The organism is Bacteroidales bacterium (genome assembly GCA_035353855.1).
Taxonomy (GTDB): Bacteria; Bacteroidota; Bacteroidia; order Bacteroidales; family CG2-30-32-10; genus DAOQAK01.
In genome coordinates, this window is the sequence record DAOQAK010000056.1 from 1 (window position 1) to 26489 (window position 26489).

The window sequence follows — 26489 nt, forward strand, 5'->3', positions numbered from 1 at the left end:
TAAAGTGTCAAACCTTTTATGCAAATTTATTTCAGCTATTTAGGGGGCTAGTACACCATTGGCTCAAGCATTGATGAATAAAAGGATTGGAGACATATGTGAAGTAGAATATTCTGGAGAATTGTTTAAAATTATTGATATTTTAGATGATTAAATTTTTGTAATATTTCTTAATAGTCCATTTTAAATTCAAAACTATATAAAACCCCATTTATCTTCAAGATACGTTTCATTTGAAATAAAAAAACCACTGAAATCAGTGGTTTTAGGTGGAGGTCTCTTCCGACTTTCACAACATTTTTCTGCTTTGCCCTGTTATCAATGCTTTTAGCGTGTTATAAAATATGCCTGGTCGAACGTTGGTCGAACAGGATTACTATTTTTCTTTATCCTTTTCTTTTAAAAATTCTTTCCAGTATTGTTCTGACTCAACTATAAGTTTCGAGAATAATTCATATATTTTTTTATCTTTAATATTGGCAATAGTTTCATGACTATATTGCATACGATACAGCCAAGAATAAAAAATTTCTCTAAAATCACCTTCTACTTTTTTATTTTTAAAAACTTTATTATTAATTAATGCTTCCCAGATATTTTTTGCAAATTCCAAAAATTCTTTTTGTGAAATAAATAAATCTGTTTTATTTATGTCTACTAATATTTCAAGTTCCCTGATACGTTTCGTTAATTGGTCAATTTCTACTACGTTTCTTAATTCATGAGGAAATGAAAGCCTTTTCAATTCTTTAACCATATCAATAGTTTTGCTTTTTGATTCAGATAAAAAATATGAAATATCAACATCTAAGACTTCTGCAATTTTCATTAGTGTATCTACTCTCATGCTATTATTAGCTAACATATTTATTAGCCCGCCTCGACTAACTTTAATAGATTGAGCTAATTTTTCCATCGACATTTTCCGCTCAACTAATACTTTTTTTATTTGTAACTCGATGTAATTCTGCATAATAAAAATAATATTAACAAAAAGTTAATAAAAATATGTAATAAATATATTACAATATGTAAACATTGTTATACATTTGTGAATATTTTACAACAAATATAAATAAAATATTACATAATTTAAAATTTATAATATGGATATAATCTTAACAACTCCAGATCAACTTAAATCAATTATCAAAACTACAATAGTAGAAATTGATTTTGAAAAGAATAAAGGGAATAATATTTCTTTATTTACAATTAACCAAGTAGCCAAAAGACTAGGAAAAGCGCATGCTTCTATAAAAAAACTTGTGCAAGCAGGTATCATAAAAACCACCAAGGACGGGCTAATTACTGAGCAAGCAATTAATGATTATTTACAAAATAAATAAAATTAGAAATTAAAATTTAAAGCAATGAAAACACAAAAAGAAAATACTAAATATAAAATTTATGAAATACTTCAAGATTTAGAAAAATTGGGATGGGAATACAATGTATTTAAAAAAAGTAAGCGAATTGTGTCTGCAAGATTTGATAAAATAAAACGTAAATATTAATAAAATTAAAAATTATGAAAAAAAAGAAGAAAGTGATGAAGCAATGCCTTCAGATAATGCAAAGAGCTTTAATCCTTCAGAAAAAATACGAAAAGCTAAAAGCAAAAGGAATAATAAAAAGTATTCCTGAATTTGAAGAGTTTCCTATGGCATAAAAGTCTAAAGCATTGAATACAGGTCAAAAAAAATCCGGTGAGCCAACACCGGAAAATTAATTAATATTTTTTATAAACTTAAAAAAATCATTTATGACAACAGATGACAAAATTACAAAATTCTTTACTGATCTACAAGTAGAATTACAAAAAGAAGTTGATTGTAATGATGAAGAATTTACAATCATTGATTATTTTAGATGTCAATGTGATCACATTGATAGAGTTTGTACACATGGTGTACTATATGCAAATGAATTATGTCAGGAAACAGATAGAGAAAATCTTTTAAGTGCATTCCATTTCCTTTCTCGTTTTCGCAGAACTATTACTAAAACTATTGAACTTAATAAAATTAAAATTTAATAGAAGCCCCTTTAATGGGGCTTCTTATCATTATAGAAATCATAAAAATATGGCAAAGCGAAATGATAGAGTGGAAAGTAAAAGAAATTTTATTAATAGGACGTGTAAAATGAAAAAAGAAATAATAAAAACATACTGTGAACAAAGGCTTTCAGATTATAACATTTCAAAGGAAGCAAATAAATTCAGAATTATTCACAGGGATTATCCGCCCAGAGATATTAAATTTTTTGATAGCGATGCAGATGATAATATAGTTATTACTTATCTCACGCCTACAGGATCGATATGCGAATATCCTAAAGGAAAAAAACTTATACAGTTTACACGGACCCGACTGAAAGCAGGAATTAACGGAAATAAATATTCACAGCCGGCAAACAGTGGGACTTTTCCTTTTATGACTCCGGGAGTAGTAAACAAATGCAGCAATAAAACTAAAATTAAAACACTTTATATTATTGAAGGCGAATTTAAAGCTTTTGTAGCTTCAAATTATTTAGATATTGATATTATTGGTATCGGAGGTATTCATAACTATAAGGATAAATCTAAAAACGAACTGGACGAATACATTCAGGTAATAATAAGAAATTGTCAGGTTGAAAACATAGTATTAATATTTGATGCTGATTGTAAAAAGATTGAGTATTCCGAAAACAAAGACTTACATCAGCGTCTACATTCATTTGCTAAAAGTATTTTGAACTTTAAAGAATTATGTACACCACTTGAAATTACTCTTTATTTTTCTCATATCCGTAGCGAATTTGAAGGAACCGCAAAAGGACTTGATGACCTGATCATTTTAAAAAAAGATAATTGTAAAGAAATTAAAAATGAGTTGCTCCAATTCACAAGCGGAAAAAATAAAAAATACTTTGATTTCATAGAGCTTTCATCAATAGCAGCAAATAAGATATATGAATATTTTTATATTGATAAACCTGAAAATTTCTATGAACAGTATAAAGATATTATACAGAACAAAGAATTTACATATCGTAACAAAAAATATTATTATAATGGAGAAAAGCTTGTTGTTTCATGGCATGGAGAAGCAGCAAACTACATGAGGGTAGGAACAACTTATTATAAACGAATTTTAGAAAAAAACGCACACAATGAATTGACTGAGCGAATTGATGTATGGTCGATTGGAGAAATACAGAGGGATTATAATAATGACAGGGAGTTTGTGAAACAAATTAAAAAATATGATACGTTTACTAATATCCCTGACAACACAAGCGAATATAAAAGAGTTCACACAGTTGAACATGACGGAATAAAATCCGATTTATATAATAGATATTATCCGGTTACCTGGATTCCTGAACAGGGAAAATGGAAAACAATAGAAATGTTTTTAAAACATATTTTTAATTGTAATAACCTGAAGGGTGAAAATCTATATGAGTTTGGGCTTGACTATTTGCAACTTCTTTTTTATTATCCTAAAAAACGTTTGCCTGTTTTGTGTTTTGTATCAAAGCAACGTAATACAGGAAAATCAACTTTCTTACGTTTCCTTAGATTAATTTTTGGTGAAAATATTGCAATACTTGACAACGACAGGTTTTCAAGTAAATTCACAGCTCACTTTATTGATAAGCTTATAATTGCTATTGATGAAACATTTATTGAAGCTGAGAAAAAAATAATCCAGGAACGAATTAAAAGATTATCTACAGAGCCAAACCAATGGCTTGAAGCAAAAGGACAAAACCCTGTTCAAATCAATACGTTTTCAAAATTAATTTTCTGTTCAAATAATGAAAAAAACTTCATGAGTATTGATGAAGAAGAAAACAGGTATGCAATTATAAGAGTAAATACTTTGAATGAAGATATACCGGATATACTTGAAAAAATGAAACCTGAGATACCAGGATTTTTGCATTTTTTAAAAAATAGAAAATTAAAATATGAAACAAACAAAACCCGAATGAGTTTTGATTTTTCTGTTTTTGAAACAGAATTTGGCACACAGGTTAAAGAAGCCAGTAAAAGCCGACTTGAAAAGGAAATCAAAGAATTTATTTCTGAAATTTTTATGTTACACGATGAAGAAACAACACAATTGACTTTATCCGATATACATGAAGGTATAAATAAAAATGTTCAATTTAAATATGCAAAAACACTGGTAAAGGAATGTCTTAATGATAATTTTAATTTAAAAGCTTCGACTGATCCAAAGCGTTATAAAAAATATCATAATGATTTTAATGAATCATTAACCGAAAGCGGTAAAATTGAATGTTCAAATACCGAGAAAGTAGGAAAGGTTTATACATTTAATAGAGAAAATTTTAAATAAAATTTAACTTAAAAAATATGGTTACAAAAGTTACAAAAGTTACAAGTCAACAATAGCAAGGGTTTTATAAGTAACTTTTATTAAAATATAAAGTTACAAAAGTTACAAAGTTGATTTTCAGTAATGTAACTTTTGTAACTAAAAAAACAACCCAAAAAAATGAAAAGTTACTTACAGGCTGTAGGGTTGTAACTTTTGTAACCGAAAAATGAAGTTTTATTCAGCATATAAAAATTTGTTACAATTTCTGTCCTTTCGTAAACGAGACCACTAAATTACCTTTGATAAAAATTAATGATAAACAAAAATAAATGGGATCACGTACCGAAATAGCAAAAACTAATTGACAAAAAATAGATTGATTTTAACAAGCTTGTTCACACAAATGAAATACTTTAAAATATTGAAAATATAAAGAAAACAATAACAGTAAAATATTTTAACTCAATGAAAGAAGAGCGCCTGAAACTTTATATTGATAATCCATACACTGGTAAAAAATATTACCTATATTTTTATGACTTACAACCGGAAATTATTAATACAAAACTTAGACAGTTAAAAAATTCCCATATAAAAATAATTACTGCTTGTTATGAGATATTGGACAAAAAAACGGGCAGTATTATTGAATCATACAAACTAACAGTAAAGTTATTAAATAAAATTATAAATTTAAATTACAACGAAAGATGGAAACCTATAAAATGTTAATCCTTTCAGCATCTCCAAACAGTTATAGTATAAAACGACTAGTTGAAGAAGCTAAGAAAAAAAAACATGAAGTTGATGTGTACTCACCAACTGATTTTTTTGCTTACATAAGCCCCATAAAATCGGGACATGACCGAATGTATTTAAAAAGCCCAGAGAATGAAATAAAGCGTGTACTTATAAAAGATTATGATGTTATCATTCCCAGATTTGCAGGGGGTGCATTTGAATACGGTTGTTCAATGATCGAACACTTTAATGAAAATATGGGAATACCTACAACCAGTAAAGCGTCTGGTTTGCGAATTGCATCTAATAAACTGGCGACTCATCAACGGTTAAGTAATTGTAAGGTAAGAACTCTAAAAAGCATTTATGCAAATCAACCTAATGATTTTAAATTTATCATTGAACTTTTGGATGGGTTACCAGTAGTTGTTAAAACATTAACTGGTAGTCAGGGTGCTGGAGTTTTTATATTAAATGATGAACTTTCTGCTAGTACAACACTAGGCGCTTTATCAAAACTCAAAATAAACTTAATACTTCAAAAGTATATCAATTCAGGGGATCCTAAAACTGATTTACGCATATATGTAGTTGATAAAAAAATTGCAGGTGCATACAAAAGATTCGCCTTAGATAGTGATTTTCGCAGTAATTACAGCATAAGCAAAACTGGTGAACAGGTTGAATTAACAAGCGAAGAAAAGCAAATGGCTATTGATGCGGCCGATGCAGTTGGTTTGCCTGGTGTATGTGCTGTTGATATAATAAGAGATTTTGATAATGACAATAAACCTTACATAGTAGAATGCAATGGAAACGGAAACCTTCACGGAATTGAGAAAGTAACAAATAAAAATATTGCAAAAGAGATTATTGAATATGCTGAAAGAATAGCAGAAAAGAAACCTGATAACTCTAGTACAGAAAAAAATTCGGTTAATATTAATAATGAAAGAATTTCTGATGAAGAATATTGTAGAACTCATACTATGGCAGAAAATGTTCAATATTTAAGAACTACAAGAAAAATTAATAATGGATTTTAGATATACACATAGATATTTATAATTTATCAATCCTTTTATTTATTAAGGTTGTCATTATCTGGCAACCTTTTTTATTTTTTAATATCTGCATATATGGTAATTTTTAAAAAATGTCCGGACAAACCACATACAGGGCGGTGCTGGGTTAAAAGACACAAAAATGGGAATTTTTTCAGAAAATAAATTAAACTTTCCTTTAAAATCAACTATTCTAAGTTTTTTACGTGGGAATTACTACTGGAATTTTGTCTGTACATGATATTTTATCTTTTTTAATAATAAAAAGTTAATTAAATTTAAAATAATTATTTTTGTAAAACAAAATTTCCCCAGGTATGACAGATGTTATTTCTGCATGAATAAAAAACCTGCAGTATTGCGGGTTTTTTATTTTTATATATCATTCCATTTTATCATTTCGCTTTGCTTAACCTTATCAGATACCTTTGAATAAATTTGTGTTGATTTTAAACTTGTATGTCCGAGCAATTCTTTTATTATCTCAATTTTAAAACCCAGCTCAATACAAATAGTAGCAAAAGTATGTCTTGCCCAGTGGAATGATACAGGCTTGTTTATTCCTGCAATTTTAGCAATAGTTTTTAAATATAAGTTTGTAGGTTGATCTACTAAAACTCTGAAAATTTTTTGTTCGGCAAAACCGCTGCCAATAAAACCAAATGCTTTATCATTTATGGGTATGCTTACAAAGTCTGATGTTTTCTTCATGCGAATTTTAATAATGTTTTCCTGTATGTCTTTAAATTTTAAATTTCTCACATCAGAATATCTGAGGCCGGTATAACAAGCAAAGAGAAAATATGTAAGTACGTTTTGATATTTCCGTTCCAATGAGTTTTTATTATATAATTCATGTAGTTTATTAACTTCATGAATAGTTAAGGCCTTTTGCTTTTTATCGGTATGTTTAGGTTTCTTCCAGTGGTATTGCCTGAAGGGATATTTTTCAATTTCAGCAACACCTTTCTCAATAGCTTTATTATATACTGATCGTACAAACCGGAATGATTTATCAATAGTAGAATTATCATTATGTAGTTTATCTATCATATAATTTTCATACGCTGCTAGAAAATTAATATTAATATCTTCAAACATGAGTGTAGCGCTAAACTTTTTTAATTTTGATATTTGAGTATTGTATGTCTGAAGCGTACCCGTTGCAAGTTTATTTTTTAAGTTACTTGCAATTTCATTTTCTATAAAGTCATAAAATGAATTGCTGTTTATCCTGGTATAATCGAAAAGTCTTTCAAACTCTGTAACTGATAAGAATTTTCTTTTAATGAAATAATCTGCAATGATAGTTTTTGCAGCAAGTTCAATGCTTTCCAGTTGTATATTTATATTATAAGAATCAGGGCAGCTATTAAAAACTCTTTGTTTTTTTTCATTCCACATAGCCGGATCATTGATATCAATATAACAAGATTTATAAATCTTGCTGATTCGGCTTACAGTGAAATAATAATAGATTGTAAACGTACCATTTCTTTTACTTCTATTGGTACGTAAGGAAAAACGAAATATTGGTTTCTTCATTTGTCTTTGTTTTTTTGGTCGAACGTTGGTCGAACAAAAAAGTCAAAAACATTGAATTTACAGGTCAAAACTTTGAACGCCAAAACTTCAAAGTGTTTGAGAATGTAACATATAGAAATTTTCATTCTATATGTTACACGCTCCCTGAGGTCTCTTCCGGATTCGAACCGGAGTATACGGTTTTGCAGACCGGCGCCTAGCCACTCGGCCAAGAGACCTTTTTGTTTTTGCAGTGGCAAAGATAATAAAAATATTTTTATGACAAATTGATGATGTATAACCATTGTAAAAAATGATTAAAGGTTTAGGGTTAGGGCGGCTGGTTTAGGTTATGGTAAAAGGTTAAAAGAAAAATTTTCAAAAAACAAAAGACTAATAACTTAACCAGTAGCCATCAACCAAAAACAGATGACTATGTCAATGATTGAATCTATTAATCCAAATCCAATAAAATTTCATTTTGCTTTTCGCTGTAAAGTATATTGAACTTTTTTAACCTTGCCGCCAAGCGGAGGATTTAGTTTTGCTACTGTTACTTCAGCGCTATCCATTTCAGGGAAATTTTTAAACAAGGCATCAATGATTCTTCTTGTTACATGCTCAATAAGTTTTGAATTTATTTCCATTTCTGCCTTAATAATATTATATACTTTCTGATAATCCACGGTTTTGGAAATATCATCAGAAATTTCGGCAGCATCAGAGTTGGAAGAAAATTTTACCTTCACAATGAATTTATTTCCTGTTTTCTGTTCTTCTTCATGGCAACCATGATAAGCAAAAAACTGCATTCCGTTCAAAGTAATTGATCCCATAAATCTTATTTTTTCAGTATACAAAAATAAAGATATTCACTGAACTTTTTCAGATATGATGAAATCATCTTACTTTTGTAGCTTATCTTATATTTTTTATGGAAACAAAATCGGAAAAATCGCTCAACTTTATTCATGAGATTATTGAAGAGGATTTAAAAAACGGGAAGAACGAAAGTCGCGTACACACACGTTTTCCGCCCGAACCTAATGGTTATCTTCACATCGGTCATGCAAAATCAATATGTCTGAATTTCGAGACAGCAATAAAATATAATGGCTTATGTAATCTTCGTTTTGATGATACCAATCCTGTAAAAGAAGATACAGAATATGTTGATTCAATCAAGGAAGATATCCACTGGCTTGGATTTAGCTGGGGCGACCGGGAATATTATGCTTCGGATTATTTTGAACAATTGTATGAATATGCTGTACTTTTAATTAAAAAAGGAAAAGCATATGTTGACGATTCAAGTGCTGAAGAAATAAGCAAATGTCGTGGTACAATTACAAAACCCGGGGTAGAAAGTCCATACAGGAATCGTACTATTGAAGAAAATCTTGAATTGTTTACTAAAATGCGTACCGGCGAATTTCCCGATGGCTCTAAGGTTTTACGTGCAAAGATTGATATGGCTCATACCAACATGATGATGCGTGACCCCTTGCTATATCGTATCATTCACACCGACCATCATCGTACAGGAGATAAATGGTGCATTTACCCGATGTACGATTTTGCCCACGGACAGTGCGATTCTATTGAGCGCATTACGCATTCCATTTGTACTTTAGAGTTTGAGATACATCGCCCGCTTTACGATTGGTTTATTAAAGAGATTGGAATATTTGCTCCTCAGCAAATTGAATTTGCACGACTGAATTTGAATTACACGGTAATGAGCAAACGCAAATTATTGGAACTGGTACAAAACGGATTGGTGAAAGGTTGGGACGACCCGCGTATGCCCACTATTTGCGGTATGCGTCGTAAAGGATATACTCCGGAAGCTATTCGTAATTTTGCTGAAACCATTGGTGTGGCTCGTCGCGATAATGTTATTGATATTGCATTGCTTGAGCATTGCCTGCGCGAAGACCTTAATAAAAGAGCTGTTCGAAGAATGGCAGTAATAAATCCGGTGAAGTTAATTGTAGATAATTACCCTGAAGATTTAACAGAAAGTTTGGAAGGGCTTAACAATCCTGAGAAACCTGAAGAAGGAAACAGGAAAATACCTTTCTCAAAAGAATTATATATCGAGCGTGATGACTTTATGGAAGTTCCGCAGAATAAGTTTTTCCGTATGTTCCCGGGGAATGAAGTCCGCCTGAAATATGCCTACATCGTAAAATGCACACATGTTGTGAAAGACGAAACTGGTGAGATAAAAGAAATTCATTGCACTTATGATTCGGAAACATTAAGTGGAAGATCGCAAAGCAATCGTAAAGTAAAAGCTGCAATTCACTGGGTTTCGGCTAAACATGCAGTAGAGGCAGAAGCACGTTTGTACGACAGGCTGTTCAATAAAGAAAACCCGGATGAAGTGGAAGAAAGTCACGACTGGAAAGAAAACCTGAACCCCGATTCATTGAAAGTTGTAAAATGTTTTGCTGAACCCAATTTTGAAAACGCTGAAAAACTTGCCAAATACCAGTTTGAGCGTATCGGGTATTTTTGTGTGGATTATGATTCAATAAAAGAAAAACTTGTTTTCAATCGTACGGCATCATTAAAAGATAGCTGGACAAAAACAGCGAAAGCATAAAAAAGATAATAATGCGGCGGCCTTTAGGCCGCCGCATATAATAAGAAAAACAATTTTCAGTTGCCACGACCTTTAGGTCGTGGATTAAAAAATAAAATATGATGGGCTTTTAGCCCAAATTCAAAATGAATTTATTTTCATTATGAAAAATTTGTCGGTTGTAATAATAACTTTTAATGAAGAACGTAACATTGCCCGTTGCCTTAATTCTGTAAAGGAAATAGCCGACGATATTGTTATTGTTGATTCGGGAAGCACCGACAAAACAGAAGAAATTTGCAAAACATTCAATGTAAATTTTATTAAACAATCCTGGCTAGGATATTCCGAACAAAAGAATTTTGCAAACCAGCAAGCCCTCTATGACTGGATATTTTCGCTCGATGCTGACGAAGAACTTTCATCTGAATTAATTCAATCAATAAAAGAAGCGAAACAGCAAGACAAAGAAATTTATTATAAAATAAATCGCTTAACGAATTATTGCGGAAAGTGGATAAAGTACGGTGGTTGGTATCCCGATATCAAACTCAGGATTTTCAACCGAACCAATTCGAAATGGATTGGTACTATTCATGAAACATTGATCAATGAAAAAAATATTCCGGAAGTTTTATTAAAAGGGAATTGTAATCACTACACATACTACAATAAAGAAGAACACATTGCACAGGCCCGTAAATTCTCCGATTTAGCTGCTCAGGATCTATTTGGAAAAGGAAAAAAAGTTTTTCCTCTAAATTTTATTTTCAGTCCTATAATAAAATTCATCCGCAATTATTTTTTACTTGCCGGATTTTTAGATGGCGCATATGGTTTCCGTATTGCCTGTATTTCGGCAAAAGCGGCATATTGGAAATATGCGAAACTAAAACAATTATCATGTTATAAAAGATAATATTCTTGTAAAAAGAATTTTTATCTCTCAAATTCAATACATTTTTCTCCCTGGTGTGATGTTTTATTGGTAACTAAAATTTTATAGTTTTCATCATAAATTTTCCAATCATCAGGTTTTGTATTTATAAGATACTTTTCAAATGTTGAGTCAGGTAAAGCTATAGGAATCCATTGCCCATTTTCCAGGTAAGAGAATTCAATGTCGTCAACATATAATTCTCCTTTGCCGATGAACATACATCCAAAACAAATTGCAGCAGCATCTTTATCAATTGTACCCGTAATTTCGCAATATTTCCAGTCTTTTGATTTAATAGGACGATTATCCATGTTATCAAAAAATCCCACAGAATTGTCAGTTTTATCAACTCTTGCCCAAAGCTGACCTTGACCATTTGTTGTTTTCTCTCCAATTTTTATATATGCTGAAAATTTAAATTGTTTTTCGGCATATTGTTTAGCATCTATTTTAAACATTAAATTTCCGAAATCGGCAATAGCATTTTTATTTTTATTTATATCATAGTTAGGTATCGCTCTATGGGTTTCCCGAATAAATATTATTCCATCATAAATAGTAGCAAGTGGATTTTTTATATAATATTTTTCAGCATCTTTTACAGAGAATAATGCGCCAATACAAATAGATGGAATGCTATCATAAATGAATTTTTTCATATCTTGATTTTTTTCAGCATCAGCAAAATCGAAAATAAATATTTTATTTTTAGATTTTGAAAAAGTGAAACCTGTCGAATTTTGTTGAAGTGTGTAATTAAATTCTACTAATCCTTTACCTTCTTCAATTGCCTGGAATGAACCAGTGTAAAAATCAAAACCTAATGCATAATAATTATCTTTAAAATATTTTTTTAAATAATCGCCCATCATAATTCCATTATCAGCACCAAGATCATTTTCGGCAATATGCCCGTTGTGAGCCCATAATACAAACTTGCTCGAATTGCCTTCAAGATTTAAAAGCCACTTTACATTTTCGCTCATACAACTATCTCTTAGTTCACTAATAACGGTATCATTCGGGGCCGACATCATTTTGAAAAATTGTGAAACGACAACTAAATTTTGTCGTTCAATATTATATTCTCGAGGTGATGAGGTAGCAATATAACTTTCTTTTTTTTCATTAATATGAGATAAAATATTCTCAATTTTATTAAAATATTCTTTTGCTTCTTTTTGCTCTGGGTACTGTAATGATTGTATTTTGATCACATCTGGATTAATATTATTTGCATAAGTTGAATCAACCTCATGCAAATATTTATAAAATTCAGAAATGGCTACTGTTGGTACTTGCATATCAAAACCATAAAAACGAACTTTATCTTTATCTTCCTTGTCTTTATTATAATTACGCATCCATTGAATCATTGCCATTACTTCTTTGGTGTTCCATGTCCAGAAATATAATCCATCGAGTGCTTTTTGGGGGTCGCCTTTTCCGTACATTACATAATCATTTACAGCATAGGCTTCAGTAAGATTTGCTTCAATTGCAAAATAAAGGAACCCCATTTCTTTAACAAGAAATTCAAGCATGCGATGCTTCATTTGAAAAATTTCTTTTGTACCATGAGTGGCTTCACCAAGAGCCACAATACGTTTATCCTTCAGAATATTTTTTAATGGCATTAAATCATTGAATCCACTCTCTGCTTTTACGGTTTTAACTTTAATGGAATTCTCATCAATCCATTTTATTACATTTTCATTTTGACTTGTAACAATCAAAGGAGAAGAAAATAATAATGTGAACAAAAAAAATAATTTGTATAACAAGTTTTTTAGTTTAGAGTTTTTCATAAAAATAAAATTTATAGCTGCATATAAGAAATCTCATGGATACTGTTATGATATAAATTAATGAGAGGTTTTCTTTTTCATTCCTATGTCGAAACATTCTGAATGCTCAGTGTTTCTAAGAAAAATAATTGCATCATATTTACCTGTGATTTTTGTATAATTGAATTGTTTTTGATTTACTGTTGCCCAAAGCTGGCGAAACAACATTTCATTACCTAACCAATTTGACGAAGAATCACAAATATTTTTTTTCCGGATATCAATGATATAATCCGGATATTTACATTGTTTAAAATAATCTTCAAAGGAACCTTTGGGTGATGATTGTAAATTATTAATGGATAAAACGGAATCGTTATATGCGGTGAAAGAACCGCTATCAGTAGCAAAACCAATAGAAGCATATTTATTTCCATAATCCCTGAATAATAATTTGCCGGTTGAAAGCCAATCGTTTTCTTTACCTACAAATGAATTGTTTGCCCATATAATAACTTTTGAATCGGGATTTTGTTTCATTATCCAATTAATATTATCTGTCCGGAATAGATAATAATAATTGTATGAACTTAATGATTGAGTAATATTTTGCTTTAGAATCACAATCATTTGTTTTAGCCATTCGTACTGTGTAAGTGATATTGTTTTTAAATAGTTTGCCTTATTTTTATCAAAGTGAGCTGATATTTGCTGAAGCGAAGGTTCTATCTTCTTTAATGATTTTAATGATAATTTTCCGTCGATATATGAATTTTGTATAATATGTAAATGAATTTTTTCTTTCAAAAGGGCATATTGTTTTTCACTTTTCAGGATTTTTTCTAAAAATGATTTATCATTTGCTGTTGCAAAATCTTTTAGCATTTTCAGAGCTTTATTATTGTATGATGCAGTTATTCCATAAAATGTAATTTTTTCAGTTCGGTTATGGTTATAATTTTTCAGCCATTGCAAAATATTTTGTGTTTCTTTACTATTATAAATCCAGGAATGCAGCGAATCCAATACCGGTAATGTTGTTTCCTTATCGTTGAGTATATAATCGTTTAATATAGAAACTTCGGGCATTCCGGCATCAATACAAATAATATTGAATTTATTTTCAGAAATCAGGTATTCCGAGATACGCTGTTTCATTAATAATTTATCACTGCTGCCATATGAAAAACCTCCAAGGGCGACAATTTGAGCATTACCAATAATATCATTTATTTTTTTCAAATCATTAAATCCGTTTCCTGCTTCAATTGTTTTAATGGGAATACAATTATTATTCAGCCATTCAACTTCTTTAGGTTCAGGATTTTTTATAACAGGGGCAACGTCATTAATTTTTTCACCATCAATTTTAATTTCAAATTTATCAAACCATACCGTTCCTGTTCCATTTAATAATCCTCCAAATGTGAGAGAATTTGCAGCTGTATCAATGGGCAACGATATTGTATATTTTTTCCAATCGGTTGTTCCTTTTCCTCCCTGCGAATAAGTATTACCATATTTTATAGCATTGTTATGAGGTTTGCTGTCCCATTCTGAACACCATAGCATGGCGCTTCCTTTTAGAATACTGTCTGTTTTTATATATGCTGATATTTGTATGGAATCTTTATCTATAAAATACTCCGATGGTATTGAATTAATAATATTTCCAAAGCCACGATTTTTAGTTTTTTCTTCAGCGCATTTGATCATCACACTATTTTTCCCGGAATATTTAATTAATGAGTCGATTGTAATAAAATAATTTTTTTCATCTTTTTTACTTCCTTGTGCAGCCCCCCATATTTCAGGAAGATTTGTATTTAGCGATTTAACTTCAAAATCAAGATTAAGAAAAATATTTTCTCCTTTACTGTAAACAATTTTTGGTTGCTTAAAAGGAAATTTATAATCAATAAAATACGAATTGTTTTCTTGTTTTATTATTTGTTTTGGTGAAACACTTGAAGTAACAGTTGAATCAGGTTTGTTAAAAAATGCTACAGATAAAGGTGAAGGAATTTTTTGTTCGATATTTTTGTTTGGGCAAGTTGAAATAATTTCAGGAAAATTATATCGCTCCATCTGTCTTGCAATAACCACATTGCTATTTGTAATGAACGAATTCCATAATATAAAAAGAATTACCAAAACAGATAATGAAGAAAAAATCCATGTAAAAAATCCTTTATTAAACCAATTTGAAGAAACATAATTTTTTTCGTATGCAAGTTTTTCTATAAATCTTTTTTCGGAGCCGGATAATTTTTCTTTTGTTTCGCTTTCTGAAAAAACAAATCCTGCCTGCATTTCAAACATCTTCTGCGTTTCTTTCCCGTTGCTGGTATCAAGCAAATGTAATCGCAGAAGTCTGTTGAAATGAGCTGCTGTAATATGTTGCTTTGAGTTATACATTTTGTTTTATATTTTTCATCAACCCTTCATTCATTTTTTCTGTAAGCTTTACTTTTAAACGCTGATGATAAACCTTCAATTGTTCTTCAGGTTTAGCCACATACTTTGCTATTTCTGAATAGGGCATATCCTGCGCTCGTAATAATAACAGCATTCGCTCCCAGTCATCCAATTTTTCAAGTTCCTGTTGTAATAAGGTCATTTTAAAATTGGAATTCTTTTCTTCTTTTGATTCATTCTTATCAAATATTCCCAGGTTTTCCAGGTCATCGTTATAAGTAACATCAAGGAATTCTTTTCTTTTCTCTTTGTCGCGATGATTGTTTTTCAGGAAGTTCATAAATAATGTAAATACGAACGAAGCGAATTTTTCTTCTGAAACAAAATGGTATTTTCCAATACGGTCAACTGTTTTAAAAAGTGTCTGATAAACCAGGTCAGTAGCCGTATCCTCATCAAGCTTCCATGTTTTTATAGCATAATTATTCAGCTTACGTCCATAACGCAGATAAAGAATTTCAATACTTTTCTTTTCTTTCTTTTTTAGAATTTCGTATGTAGGAATTTCATCCTGCTTCATAAACAATCAGCGTTCATGAGTATAAACACAAACAGGTAACAAAATAATAAAAATATTTGAAGAAATAGAAAAAATTACTTTTCTATTATTTCCATAAAGTAACGGAATCCAAGGTCAGTTGCGGATTTTGTATAATGCCCTCTTGATTTTGTTCTTACATCTGCTCCGGGACTTTTCCAACCACCACCGCATGAAATACCTTTTTCCTGTACCATTTCGGCAACATTTCCGCAAACATTATAAAGTCCGTAAGAGTTAGGAAAATATGAGCTTACAGGTGCAGTTAAATCGGCGGCATCCAATAAACTTCCTATACCATTATGTCCGCAATCAAAATCTATCTGATATGATTTTGAAAGCGAATCATATTTTACGCATTCATCGCCAATCCTTCTGAAATTGCACATAAAATGACCATTCTGATATAAATAGGGACCCCATGGATATGCTGAAAAATCAAAGCTTCCGGTTGCCGCTTTTTCCCATTCCTTTTCGGTAGGAAGACGGAATAATACTTTTTTGAATTTACGTTTTGGATTGGAATTATATTTATCGGTAAGCCATTTGCAAAATAGATTTGCCGCGTCGTATGAGATGTTTACAACCGGATAATTTTGATAAGCAGGATGGCGAAAATAATATTCAACCATTGGTTCATTGTATTCTAATTTATCTCGCCAATTCAATGAATCAATTTGAATGTTTTTTAATAAATCCTTTTTATTTTCATTAACAATATCTTTTCCAAAATATCGATATAAAAGATTTGATACCTCAAATTTTCCTGCATACAGCGAATCAGTAATTTTTGCAACAGATTTGTCGATGGTTTTAATACTAAAAACAGGTTCTTTAATTTTCTTTTTATCCTTTGAGACGAAGGACATGAGGAGGAAGGGTAGAATGAAAACTGAAATTAAAATTTGCTTTTTCATTTTTTTATTTTTTGGTTGGATTTTATTTTTCAATTATTTCCCTGATTACGGCCGATGCAATGAAACAACCGAAAACTACAGGCATATACGAAATGGTGCCTACAATTGATTTTTTATTTTTTTCGTTTTCAGTAATTTCAATTGCATTATCATTCACTTCTTCGGGTGAGAATACAACATTAAACCCTGAATAAATCCCGAGTTTATGAATTTTCTTTCGCAGGTAATAACCCAATTTGCAATTGTATGATTCGGAAATATCAGCGATCTGAACTTTTGATGGATCGAATTTTCCACCAGAACCTAGTGAACTGATTAATTTAAGTTTCATTTGCATGCAGTGATATATCAAATAAATTTTTGGCGAAAGTGTATCAATAGCATCAACAACATAGTCGTATTTAGCCATTGTTAACACATCGGTAATTTTTTCGTCTTTGATATATTTATTTACAATGGTGATTTTTAATTTAGGATTGATATCGAGGAGGCGTTGTTGTAAAACCTCTGTTTTAAGCATCCCTTCTGTGCTTACGAGTGCGGGTATTTGCCGGTTTCGGTTGCTGCTGTGAATGGTATCGGAATCAACTAAGGTCATTTTACCTATCCCTGCGCGGCAGAGCATTTCAGCTGCTGCTGCACCTACTCCGCCAATTCCGCAAATAAGGATATGCGTTTTTTTCAACCTGGCGAGATTTTTTTCCCCTACAAGCAATTCTGTTCGTATCAGCCAATCATTTTGTGTTTTCGCCATAAATCCGATTCTGAATTCAGGATAATATTAAATAATCAATACTTTATTTTATTTCCAATATTCGTATTGGTTGTTAGCAAATCTTCTGCTGTACATGTGAACTCCAGCTTTTTTTTATCGGCAGAGAGCGTTGATTTTTTATTTGAAAAATTATTTACTTCTGAAGGAAGATTAAAAACACTTTTATAAGAAATATATTTCAGAACATTATTATCTTTTAATTGATCCTTGTATTTTCTTGCGAATAAACGCAGCAAAGGAGCGTAATTCTTTTTGACAATTTTATGTTTTTTTATTTTGATATATGCAGGTTCGTAAAAACGTTTTTTCTGGTTAAACAATTTATATAATGCATCATTCAGCTGTTTTGAATTTTTGAAATCAAAACTCACCGAATACAAACCTTTCTGACTGGTTGATTTGATATTGCTTATTCCGTCGACATCTTTCAATAATGCGGCAGCAGTTGAGGGAAGACTTTTTATTTGATCAAGAGAAGTTCCCTTCATATAATTTTCGCCAAGGCTCATTGCAAAATTGCCCAAAGTTCCCATATCGGTATAAAACTTTACCGAACCCGAATTATCGGCATTCAATGTGATTTCTTCAACAATATCAATACATCCTGTTAAAAGAAAAATGGGAAGTATAAACAAAAATATTTTTTTCATGTTTTAAAATTCTGATTTAATTATTTTCCCCTTTATTTATTAATAACTTTTTACTAAAAACAATACAAGTTGCTCAACCCAACAACTACAAACAGATTCTGATATTATTCATCATTGGAAACGACTACAATTTCGACCCTCCTGTTTTTTTGCATTTCAATTTCTGTTCTGGCATAAGGGTAAGCCATTTGCGTATTTCCAAAACCTTTGAATGTAAGCCTGTTTTCAGCAACACCATTATCAGAAAGATATTTGCATACAGCCTTTGCTCTCATGGTTGATAGTGTGAGGTTCCAACCATTATCATTTTGTTCTCCATAATTGTAGGGCCAGTTTACATGACCACGTACTTCAATTTTTAAATTAGGATTATCTTTCATCATCTTAAGAAGCCCATTTAACGAGGGTTTTGAACCTGGAAGAAAAATATCCTGGTTCCCGTAAAAATAAATATTTTCTAAAACTATTTTACTTCCTTTTTCAATTTTCTGAAGACTGATTTTTATATTTTCAACACCGCTGTTATCAATGGGTTTATATATTATTGTTTTTGAAAAATATCCTTTTGCTCTTGCTGTTATTTCGTAGATATGCGATTTTTCAACTTTCATAAAATAACTGCCGGGGTTTTCAAGATTGGTTTTTGAAGTGGCAGTATTATTTTTTAATGAATCGATGATTTCAATATTTCCGTTTATCATTTCATGGCTTAAGCTATCGAGCAGCGTTATATTTAATGATTTTTCAGGTGTAGGATTTGCTTTATAGTGCAGCTTAAGCGTAAACCCGCAACCATTTTCATAAACATTATCAAGTACCAGGTAATAAATTTCGTTTTGTTTTGTTTCTATAAATTTGCAAAACGACTCTCCGGGTCCTGAGTGTATGTAATCATTCGGTGCATTCATTTTCATTCCTGTAACACTGGCAATACTTTTATCATTTCGGGAAATAACACTGCGAACAGGTTTCAGGTTTTTCTTTTTAATATTATCACAAAAATTTGTTTCATTTCCTGAATATTTATAAACCAGGAAATCATAATCATCTTTTATACATACCGGGATAATGTCAAACGTAAGTTTTCCGTTAACAGGAGAAATAATTTTAAACCAAACACTATGATGTTCTTTTTCGAAACTATATGAATTTCCGAGTACATCATTAAATTCATTGGTTGCGCCATAACCTGCAGGGGCATTGGTTGGACCATAAATGGTATCTGTTAAGATTATAGGTGAAATGCAATCGGAATTTGCTTCTGTAACTTGGAAATCCTGCGCTTTACCAAAATGATACAAAAGGGTAAGCAAAAACAAAAAAATAAATTTTGTTTTATTTTGTATATATGATTTTCTTGGAAACAACAGGTTTTCCATCAGTATAGAGATAAATATAGTAAACACCTTTTTTTATTTTTCCCGGAGTCCAAGTAAGCTGCCCTTGCTTTTGATTTAATTCTTTAGAATAAACGAGCTTATTTAACGAATCGTATATTTTGATTAAAGAAAATTCTTCGGTTTTATAATTTATATTAAATATATCGTCCGAAGGATTAGGGAATACATCAAGTGAAATAATTTTTTTATTATCTTCTGTAATGCCCGATTGACTTGGCAATCCTACGCCAAAAGTATATTCGCCTTTCATTAAATTATTAGTTGTAAGATTACCGGCAGATGTACCGGCTTTTATAAAATTCACAATACGCCAGTCGTCTTTTGTGTTTTCTCTGTATAGCAAGACTAATGAATCGGCCGATGCAGCAGTTGGAAGCAGACTATTGTCCAACCCATTTGAATATCGGTTGTATGTAAATCTTCCCTGTGCATCAAAGCCCTGTGGAATAATTCCATCAATTTTCCAATACCGTTTATCAGAAATACGGAAAATAGTTGATGAAGGATTTTTTAATGCATCGGGAGCAACCCAATTATGCTCAACGTGGAAAAAAGCAGAATCACTTATATTATTTATTATAAGCGAAAAGAACGAATTCGGAAAATTTGATGTTCCCGAAGTTTTTAAAACTTTATAATAATCAGTTGTTGCATCGCTTACTTTTTCGTTAAGATCAATCATAGCTGTTGTGGGAACAAAAGGCAGATGAAATATTTTGTTACCATATTCTCCCGAAAATTCAATATTCTCAGCGTAGCTTTGCCATGAATCATTCATAAAAGTAATCTCAATTTTATTTGAATTTACAAAAGAATTTCGGTGATGAAATTTTTGCCGCACATAAACTTTATAATCATTTCCTGTTCCGGTATATTTAACGGAATCTATTGAGAAATGAGGGAACCCGGGAGTTTTTATCCAGCCTTCAAAAAAATCGCTTACATTAATTCCGGTTTTTGCAGTAATATAATCACGTAATTCATCAGTTGAAATATGTTTGTATTTGTAATCTACAAGCCATGATTTTACTGTACTGAAAAAAAGTGAATCGCCCAGGTAATATCTTAATGTGTGAATTATATCACCACCATTTTTATAAACCGTACTGCCATAAGTAATACTTGCAGGAATGCCGTAAATGGCATAATATCCGCCATCGTCAATATGACTGTTGTTCAGTGAATAATAATGATTCGATTTTATTTTTGCCATATAGGAATCGTATCCGTTCAATCCTCCAACGTAAATAGCTTCGCAGTAAGTTGCCCATCCTTCGTTAATCCACATATCTTCAGCGGTAGCGCATGTAACCAAATCGCCAAACCAATGATGAGAAAGCTCGTGAGCATATAATTCTTCATTAGCTAAAGTCCCATCAATTGCGGCTGCCGGGTATGCAATATTTGCGGCATGTTCCATTGCGCCGTTGTTAAATGGAACAGCAACATAACCCACACGTTCCCACATGTACGGGCCAAAATTATTTTCGTAAACAGAAAGGATATTTAATAAATTAACGAAAGAACTTTTAGTTTTATTAGAATCTGTTGGATTCACATAAATTTTTACAGGGATATTTCCATTTAAACTATTGAAAGTATATTTTATGGGAACATAAGGTCCAACGGCAACTGAAGCAAGGTAAGTAGGAATTTCATTATGCATTCGCCAGTAAAATGTTTTTGTTCCGTCGCCGTTGTCGGTTTCATTCATAAGAGTTCCACCGCATACAGCTGTTTTGGTATTTTTTGTTCTAATATAATAATCATATGTAGCGCGGTCAATAAAATCATCAATACATGGAAACCATACTCTTCCGTAATTGTGCGGAACATCCTGGAAAGCTACTCCTAAGTTATAGGCATAATTACTGTCGGCGCTGAAATAAAACCCTCCCCAATTTGAAGGGTCAGTTACAGGTTTTCCATTATAATATACTTTTAATGAAATTGTATCGTTAATGTTAATCGGCGAAAGAAGAGAAAATCGTAACAGAGTATCATTGTAACCAAATGAAGGTATTATTGTATTGTTTACTGTAATTGAATCGATATTTAATTTCAGCAAATAAAGCGATATTGAATTTACATTATTTGTTTTCGGGGTTACAGTAAGTTCGGTATATCCTTTTATTGATTTTTTTGAAAGATAAATGATATCAAGATGAATGGAATAATTAAGAACATCAAGAGTATCACTTATTAATCCCGTTTTTATTTTTTTATTTACAGACGGATTATTTTTAAAAGAACATAGCAGGAAAATGCTAATGAAAAGTGTCAAAATTATTGGTGTAAAAAATATGCGTTTCATTTGATGTGTTTTTTACAAAGGTATTAAACTGTATTATTTGAGAAAATATTTTGTAATGAATAATATTCATAAATTCGCTGAATTGTAAAATAATAACTAATATATTTGCAAACAATTATTGAAAAAATCTGCATGAAAAAAATAATATTTATTTTATCACTGGTAATAATTTCAACATCTTACTTGAGCGCCCAGAAGACATGGACACTTCAGGCATGCATTGATTATGCTCTTACCAATAACATATCCATAAAACAACTCGAGTTAACAGAACAGATTTCAAAAGCTAACTTAACTCAGAGCAAACTAAGCTTGGTACCATCGCTTAATGCCGGTGCTACACATTCATACAATTACGGCAAAACCATTGATACTTACACCAATGATTATACAACATCCACTTTTCAATCCGATAACTTTTATCTTAGCAGTAGTATCACGCTTTTCAATGGGTTTCAGCTTTTAAATACAGTAAGACAAAATAAAGTTGACCTGGAAGCGAGCAAATATGACCTTGACAAAATGAAAAACGATATTTCATTAAGTATTGCTACGGCATATTTACAAATCCTATATTGTAAAGAATTACTGGCTATTGCTCAGAATCAGGTTACAGTAACAGAAAAACAGGTATCACGCACACAAAAACTTGTTGATGCCGGCACTGTATCAAAAGGAACGCTGCTAACATTACAGGCCCAACAATCCACTGAAGAATTAAGTGTGGTAACGGCGCAGAACAATTTAGATATTGCGTATCTCACTTTAACACAAATGTTGGAACTTCCTTCTGTAAAAGATTTTGAAATTGAAATTCCGGTATTTGAAATCCCCAAGGAATCTACAAAAATTCTGACGCCGGATGTAATATTTGCTTATGCATCAGGAGTACAGCCGGAAATTAAAAGCGCTGAATTAAAAATGAAAAGTTCTGAAATAGGCCTTGCTATTGCAAATGGACTGAGATACCCTACTCTTTCACTTCGGGGTTCATATGGAACATCCTATTCAGGGGCAGGTAAAAAATTAAAAGATATTTATATTTCTGATTATACACCTTCGGGATTTACAAGTGGAGGAGATACTGTATTTTCTCCACAATACGAAACAGTTTACGAAAACACTTCTTTCAGCGATCAGATCAATGATAATCTTAATAAATCCATTAGCTTCAGTTTGACTTTGCCTATATTCAATGGATGGCAGGCTAATTCAACTATTAAGAAAGCAAAAATCGCTATTCAAAGTGCAGAATACACTTTGCAGACAACAAAAAATACTTTATATAAAGATATTCAGCAGGCTTATGCCGACGCATTAGCAGCGCTAAATAAATACAACTCATCGTCAAAATCGGTTGATGCTTATAAAGAATCATTTAAATATGCCGAACAAAAATTTGATGTGGGCATGCTTAATTCAACAGAATATGATGATGCAAAAAACAAACTGGCAGAAGCCGAATCAAATATGCTTCAGTCGAAATACGAATATGTATTCAGGTTGAAGGTGCTTGATTTTTATATGGGAAAACCGATTGTACTTAATTAAAAAAATTAGTAAGAATATGAAGAACAGAAAAAAATTATTCACATATCTGTTAGTTGCACTGGTAGTGTTAATAGCTTTTGTAATTATTGGTAAAAAGGCCGGATGGCTTGGTAAAAGCACCGAAATAAAAGTGAGTACAGAGCTGGTTACAAAACGAACTATTGTTGAAACCGTTTCGGCTAATGGAAAAATTCAACCCGAAGTGGAAGTAAAACTTAGTCCTGATGTTTCAGGCGAAATTGTTGAGCTTAACGTAAAAGAAGGCGACCAGGTTAAAAAAGGTGATCTGCTTGCTAAAATTAACCCCGACTACTATCTTTCAAACCTGGATAGAATGACTGCCGCAGTGAATACTTCCAAGGCTAATCTCGCTAATTCCAAGTCAACACTGTCCACAACAGAAGCAGAATTTGTAAATGCAAAAGCTACATATGAAAGAAATAAGACATTATACGAATCGGGAGTAATTTCAGCATCAGAGTGGGATGCGGCAAAATCCACTTTTGCTGTAGCCGAATCATCTGTTGAAGGCTCAAAGGAAAGTGTAAAAGCAGCAGAATATAATGTTATCAGTGCACAGGCATCGCTCAAAGAAGCAAAAGATAATCTTACAAAAACATCGGTATATGCACCGGTAAGCGGAACCATTTCTAAATTAAGTGTGGAGAAAGGCGAAAGAGTTGTGGGTACATCACAGTTTTCGGGAACCGAAATCATGCGTATTGCCAACCTGAGTGAAATGGAAGTAAATGTAAGTGTAAATGAAAATGATATTGTACGTGTTAAAATTGGCGATACTGCAAGTGTTGAAGTAGATGCTTACCTCGATCGCAAATTTAAAGGAATAGTAACAGAAATAGCCAACTCGGCAAATAATGTTACTTCTACTACTTCAAGCACCACTATTGATCAGGTTACCAATTTTGATGTGAAGATACGTATACTTCGTTCTTCTTATACCGACCTGCTTTCAAAAACAGATACAGCATATTCACCTTTCCGCCCGGGAATGTCAGCAACAGTTGATATTCAAACCGAAACAGTGATTGATGTTTTGTCGGTTCCTATCCAGGCCGTTACTACACGTGAAGATTCTACATCGAAAGATTCATTATCGCTTGCCAGGAAAAAAGATAAATCAAAAACTGCATCTGAAGGGGACGATTTCGAAACCGTTACTAAAAAACAAACACTAAAAGAAAAAGGTGAAGAAACATCGGAATATGTTTTTGTTTATTCTGAAGGAACGGTGAAAAAAATAAAAGTTAAAACAGGCATTCAGGACAATACATATATCCAGATACTGGAAGGATTAACCGAAAAACAGGAAGTTATTACTGCTCCGTATAAAGCAATCTCCAAGCTGCTTAAAGATGGCGATAAGGTTAAGAAAGTTGATAAAGATGCTCTTTTCACGGAAGACAAATAATTTTCAGATTGATCATGTCCTGCATTTTATTACTTGAAACAGCAACTAAAGTCTGTTCTGTTGCTTTGTCCGAAAACGAAAAATTACTTTCTGTAAAAGAATCGCATTCTGCAAATTCTCATTCTTCCGTAATTACATCATTTATTTCAGAAGTTATAAATTCATCAGGAAAAAAAAATAGCGATATCGATGCCGTTTGTGTAAGCATGGGGCCCGGTTCCTATACCGGTTTGCGGATAGGAGTATCGACAGCTAAAGGATTGTGTTATGCCTGGAACAAGCCACTGATTGCAATAAATACGCTGCAATCGATGGCAATGCATTTTATTCTAAAAAATAAAGCTGACGATAACGTATTGCTTTGTCCGATGATTGATGCACGACGCATGGAAGTTTATAATGCAATATTTGATGCACAAGGAAATTTTATTCGCGATACATCTGCTGAGATCATTTCAGAAAATTCATTTTCGGAATTGCTTTTAAAAAATAGAATCATTTTTTTCGGAGATGGGGCAGAGAAATGTAAGGAAATACTTACCAAACATAGTAATGCCAGTATTGTTGATGATCTTAATAATTCTGCAAGCGGGATGATTGCGTTAGCATCATTTAAATTTGAAAGAAATCAATTTGAAGACACTGCTTATTTCGAACCTTTTTATTTGAAGGATTTTCTGGCAACTAAGCCAAAGAAGATGATATAAAAATAAAATAAAGAGGGCGCCGCAACGCGGCGCCCTCTTTATTTTATTTTAGAAAAATTATTGTTGTTTTTCAATAACCATTTCAATTACATCAAAAGTAGGTTTTCTTACAACACCATCGCTGCCGGAGATCCTGATGTTTGCAAAAACAAATCTTTTTTCAGCTTTTAACCCTTGTAATACGGTTTTCATTTCAGATGTAAGCTTATTATTTTTTGCATCTAATTTTTTCATTGTTGTATCCTGCCAATAAACCATGCTAAATCCAACTACTATTAACCCTCCTTTATTCAGCCATATTGAATCGCCTTTTACAGCGTCTTCCGATTTAATAGGCCCACCGAAACGCCCCTGGAATAATGCAACTGTATCTTTTTGCATATCAGGTGTTCTTTGTTGTTGCTGTTGTTGTTGCTGATTCTGTTGATTAGAATTATTTTGTGCAAACACACAAATGCTTATAACAGCAATTAAAAGTGTTAAGAATATTTTTTTCATAGTTTTTCGATTATTTATTGCAAAAATATATAAAAATAAATGAAACAAAAAGTTTTATTTTAATAAATCTCTGTGCAGTAAGTTATACTTCGGCTATTCGAGGTTGCAAAAAAGCAACCTCGAACGCTCAGAATAACTGCACTTCGACAGGCTCAGTACTTAAATCTAAGCATTTTGCTTCCGATAGCAATCCTTTAGATTTGCAAAATGAAAAGTTAGTTAGTTTTGTAAAAACAAGACAAA

The 26489-nt window shown here is 31.7% G+C and carries 23 protein-coding genes and 1 tRNA gene; 11 read left to right on the plus strand and 13 right to left on the minus strand.

Annotated features, from left to right (window positions below):
* Positions 1-376 precede the first annotated feature (376 nt).
* Positions 377-973 (minus strand): helix-turn-helix transcriptional regulator, encoded by a 597-nt coding sequence (locus PKK00_12805; GenBank protein ID HNW99282.1) that lies wholly within the window; start codon positions 971-973, stop codon positions 377-379.
* Between the two features lie 133 nt (positions 974-1106).
* Here PKK00_12805 and PKK00_12810 point away from each other — a divergent pair, with 133 nt between their 5' ends.
* The 6 genes from PKK00_12810 (at position 1107) to PKK00_12835 (ending at position 6130) form a co-directional block, all read left to right on the plus strand.
* Entirely contained in the window at positions 1107-1349 is a 243-nt protein-coding gene (locus PKK00_12810) for a hypothetical protein (GenBank protein ID HNW99283.1), read from the plus strand.
* A gap of 24 nt (positions 1350-1373) precedes the next feature.
* Positions 1374-1517 carry a hypothetical protein gene (locus PKK00_12815; GenBank protein HNW99284.1) on the plus strand — a complete coding sequence of 48 codons (144 nt, stop codon included), beginning with the start codon at positions 1374-1376 and terminating at the stop codon, positions 1515-1517.
* 14 nt (positions 1518-1531) lie between these two features.
* Positions 1532-1672 carry a hypothetical protein gene (locus tag PKK00_12820; GenBank protein ID HNW99285.1) on the plus strand — a complete coding sequence of 47 codons (141 nt, stop codon included), beginning with the start codon at positions 1532-1534 and terminating at the stop codon, positions 1670-1672.
* Between the two features lie 93 nt (positions 1673-1765).
* The gene (locus PKK00_12825) at positions 1766-2038 is read left to right on the plus strand and encodes a hypothetical protein (protein ID HNW99286.1); all 273 of its coding nucleotides are present in this window, start codon (positions 1766-1768) and stop codon (positions 2036-2038) included.
* 109 nt (positions 2039-2147) lie between these two features.
* Positions 2148-4361 (plus strand): DUF5906 domain-containing protein, encoded by a 2214-nt coding sequence (locus PKK00_12830; GenBank protein HNW99287.1) that lies wholly within the window; start codon positions 2148-2150, stop codon positions 4359-4361.
* Between the two features lie 692 nt (positions 4362-5053).
* Complete coding sequence (locus PKK00_12835; protein HNW99288.1) at positions 5054-6130, plus strand: RimK family alpha-L-glutamate ligase; 1077 nt, start codon at positions 5054-5056, stop codon at positions 6128-6130.
* A 393-nt stretch (positions 6131-6523) separates the two neighbouring features.
* Here PKK00_12835 and PKK00_12840 read toward each other — a convergent pair whose 3' ends face one another.
* The 3 genes from PKK00_12840 to folB all read right to left on the minus strand — a co-directional run bounded on the left by PKK00_12840 (position 6524) and on the right by folB (position 8508).
* Entirely contained in the window at positions 6524-7693 is a 1170-nt protein-coding gene (locus tag PKK00_12840; protein ID HNW99289.1) for a site-specific integrase, read from the minus strand.
* Between the two features lie 147 nt (positions 7694-7840).
* Positions 7841-7911, minus strand: a tRNA-Cys gene (locus PKK00_12845).
* A gap of 237 nt (positions 7912-8148) precedes the next feature.
* Entirely contained in the window at positions 8149-8508 is a 360-nt protein-coding gene (folB, locus tag PKK00_12850; protein ID HNW99290.1) for a dihydroneopterin aldolase, read from the minus strand.
* Positions 8509-8606: 98 nt separating this feature from the next.
* Between folB and PKK00_12855 the strand changes: the two genes are divergently transcribed.
* Both PKK00_12855 and PKK00_12860 read left to right on the plus strand, forming a co-directional pair.
* Positions 8607-10283, plus strand: coding sequence for a glutamine--tRNA ligase/YqeY domain fusion protein (locus PKK00_12855; GenBank protein ID HNW99291.1), 1677 nt, complete (start codon positions 8607-8609; stop codon positions 10281-10283).
* Between the two features lie 142 nt (positions 10284-10425).
* On the plus strand, positions 10426-11181 hold the full coding sequence (locus PKK00_12860; protein HNW99292.1) for a glycosyltransferase family 2 protein: 756 nt from the start codon (positions 10426-10428) through the stop codon (positions 11179-11181).
* A gap of 20 nt (positions 11182-11201) precedes the next feature.
* On the opposite strand, the gene PKK00_12865 is transcribed toward PKK00_12860, so the two are convergent.
* From PKK00_12865 to PKK00_12900, 8 genes are all read right to left on the minus strand, one after another.
* Positions 11202-12965, minus strand: coding sequence for an erythromycin esterase family protein (locus PKK00_12865; GenBank protein HNW99293.1), 1764 nt, complete (start codon positions 12963-12965; stop codon positions 11202-11204).
* Between the two features lie 102 nt (positions 12966-13067).
* The gene (locus PKK00_12870; protein ID HNW99294.1) at positions 13068-15407 is read right to left on the minus strand and encodes an erythromycin esterase family protein; all 2340 of its coding nucleotides are present in this window, start codon (positions 15405-15407) and stop codon (positions 13068-13070) included.
* The gene (locus PKK00_12875) at positions 15400-15987 is read right to left on the minus strand and encodes a sigma-70 family RNA polymerase sigma factor (GenBank protein ID HNW99295.1); all 588 of its coding nucleotides are present in this window, start codon (positions 15985-15987) and stop codon (positions 15400-15402) included. The genes PKK00_12870 and PKK00_12875 overlap by 8 nt, the downstream gene beginning before the upstream one ends.
* 74 nt (positions 15988-16061) lie before the next feature.
* The gene (locus tag PKK00_12880; GenBank protein HNW99296.1) at positions 16062-16922 is read right to left on the minus strand and encodes an SUMF1/EgtB/PvdO family nonheme iron enzyme; all 861 of its coding nucleotides are present in this window, start codon (positions 16920-16922) and stop codon (positions 16062-16064) included.
* Positions 16923-16944: 22 nt separating this feature from the next.
* A complete protein-coding gene (locus tag PKK00_12885) occupies positions 16945-17676 on the minus strand; it encodes a tRNA threonylcarbamoyladenosine dehydratase (protein ID HNW99297.1) in 732 nt (243 codons plus the stop codon).
* Positions 17677-17711: 35 nt separating this feature from the next.
* Complete coding sequence (locus PKK00_12890; protein ID HNW99298.1) at positions 17712-18347, minus strand: hypothetical protein; 636 nt, start codon at positions 18345-18347, stop codon at positions 17712-17714.
* A 104-nt stretch (positions 18348-18451) separates the two neighbouring features.
* Positions 18452-19666 (minus strand): OmpA family protein, encoded by a 1215-nt coding sequence (locus tag PKK00_12895; GenBank protein ID HNW99299.1) that lies wholly within the window; start codon positions 19664-19666, stop codon positions 18452-18454.
* Between the two features lie 16 nt (positions 19667-19682).
* Positions 19683-22061, minus strand: coding sequence for a M1 family aminopeptidase (locus PKK00_12900; GenBank protein HNW99300.1), 2379 nt, complete (start codon positions 22059-22061; stop codon positions 19683-19685).
* A 132-nt stretch (positions 22062-22193) separates the two neighbouring features.
* Between PKK00_12900 and PKK00_12905 the strand changes: the two genes are divergently transcribed.
* The 3 genes from PKK00_12905 to tsaB are packed head-to-tail and all read left to right on the plus strand — an operon-like array spanning position 22194 to position 25748.
* Entirely contained in the window at positions 22194-23612 is a 1419-nt protein-coding gene (locus PKK00_12905) for a TolC family protein (GenBank protein ID HNW99301.1), read from the plus strand.
* 16 nt (positions 23613-23628) lie between these two features.
* Positions 23629-25041, plus strand: coding sequence for an efflux RND transporter periplasmic adaptor subunit (locus tag PKK00_12910; protein ID HNW99302.1), 1413 nt, complete (start codon positions 23629-23631; stop codon positions 25039-25041).
* A 14-nt stretch (positions 25042-25055) separates the two neighbouring features.
* Entirely contained in the window at positions 25056-25748 is a 693-nt protein-coding gene (gene tsaB, locus PKK00_12915) for a tRNA (adenosine(37)-N6)-threonylcarbamoyltransferase complex dimerization subunit type 1 TsaB (protein HNW99303.1), read from the plus strand.
* A gap of 57 nt (positions 25749-25805) precedes the next feature.
* On the opposite strand, the gene PKK00_12920 is transcribed toward tsaB, so the two are convergent.
* On the minus strand, positions 25806-26246 hold the full coding sequence (locus PKK00_12920) for a hypothetical protein (GenBank protein ID HNW99304.1): 441 nt from the start codon (positions 26244-26246) through the stop codon (positions 25806-25808).
* Positions 26247-26489: the final 243 nt, after the last annotated feature.

Bases quoted from the DNA above. Each gene is read 5' to 3' on its own strand.
- PKK00_12905 (HNW99301.1), top strand. From the start codon at position 22,194: ATGAAAAAAATAATATTTATTTTATCACTGGTAATAATTTCAACATCT.
- PKK00_12900 (HNW99300.1), bottom strand. From the start codon at position 22,061: ATGAAACGCATATTTTTTACACCAATAATTTTGACACTTTTCATTAGC.
- PKK00_12880 (HNW99296.1), bottom strand. From the start codon at position 16,922: ATGAAAAAGCAAATTTTAATTTCAGTTTTCATTCTACCCTTCCTCCTC.
- PKK00_12875 (HNW99295.1), bottom strand. From the start codon at position 15,987: ATGAAGCAGGATGAAATTCCTACATACGAAATTCTAAAAAAGAAAGAA.
- PKK00_12830 (HNW99287.1), top strand. From the start codon at position 2,148: ATGAAAAAAGAAATAATAAAAACATACTGTGAACAAAGGCTTTCAGAT.
- PKK00_12890 (HNW99298.1), bottom strand. From the start codon at position 18,347: ATGAAAAAAATATTTTTGTTTATACTTCCCATTTTTCTTTTAACAGGA.
- PKK00_12855 (HNW99291.1), top strand. From the start codon at position 8,607: ATGGAAACAAAATCGGAAAAATCGCTCAACTTTATTCATGAGATTATT.
- PKK00_12885 (HNW99297.1), bottom strand. From the start codon at position 17,676: ATGGCGAAAACACAAAATGATTGGCTGATACGAACAGAATTGCTTGTA.
- PKK00_12920 (HNW99304.1), bottom strand. From the start codon at position 26,246: ATGAAAAAAATATTCTTAACACTTTTAATTGCTGTTATAAGCATTTGT.
- PKK00_12870 (HNW99294.1), bottom strand. From the start codon at position 15,407: ATGTATAACTCAAAGCAACATATTACAGCAGCTCATTTCAACAGACTT.
- PKK00_12825 (HNW99286.1), top strand. From the start codon at position 1,766: ATGACAACAGATGACAAAATTACAAAATTCTTTACTGATCTACAAGTA.
- PKK00_12815 (HNW99284.1), top strand. From the start codon at position 1,374: ATGAAAACACAAAAAGAAAATACTAAATATAAAATTTATGAAATACTT.
- PKK00_12820 (HNW99285.1), top strand. From the start codon at position 1,532: ATGAAAAAAAAGAAGAAAGTGATGAAGCAATGCCTTCAGATAATGCAA.
- folB (HNW99290.1), bottom strand. From the start codon at position 8,508: ATGGGATCAATTACTTTGAACGGAATGCAGTTTTTTGCTTATCATGGT.
- PKK00_12860 (HNW99292.1), top strand. From the start codon at position 10,426: ATGAAAAATTTGTCGGTTGTAATAATAACTTTTAATGAAGAACGTAAC.
- PKK00_12840 (HNW99289.1), bottom strand. From the start codon at position 7,693: ATGAAGAAACCAATATTTCGTTTTTCCTTACGTACCAATAGAAGTAAA.
- PKK00_12805 (HNW99282.1), bottom strand. From the start codon at position 973: ATGCAGAATTACATCGAGTTACAAATAAAAAAAGTATTAGTTGAGCGG.
- PKK00_12910 (HNW99302.1), top strand. From the start codon at position 23,629: ATGAAGAACAGAAAAAAATTATTCACATATCTGTTAGTTGCACTGGTA.
- PKK00_12835 (HNW99288.1), top strand. From the start codon at position 5,054: ATGGAAACCTATAAAATGTTAATCCTTTCAGCATCTCCAAACAGTTAT.
- tsaB (HNW99303.1), top strand. From the start codon at position 25,056: ATGTCCTGCATTTTATTACTTGAAACAGCAACTAAAGTCTGTTCTGTT.
- PKK00_12810 (HNW99283.1), top strand. From the start codon at position 1,107: ATGGATATAATCTTAACAACTCCAGATCAACTTAAATCAATTATCAAA.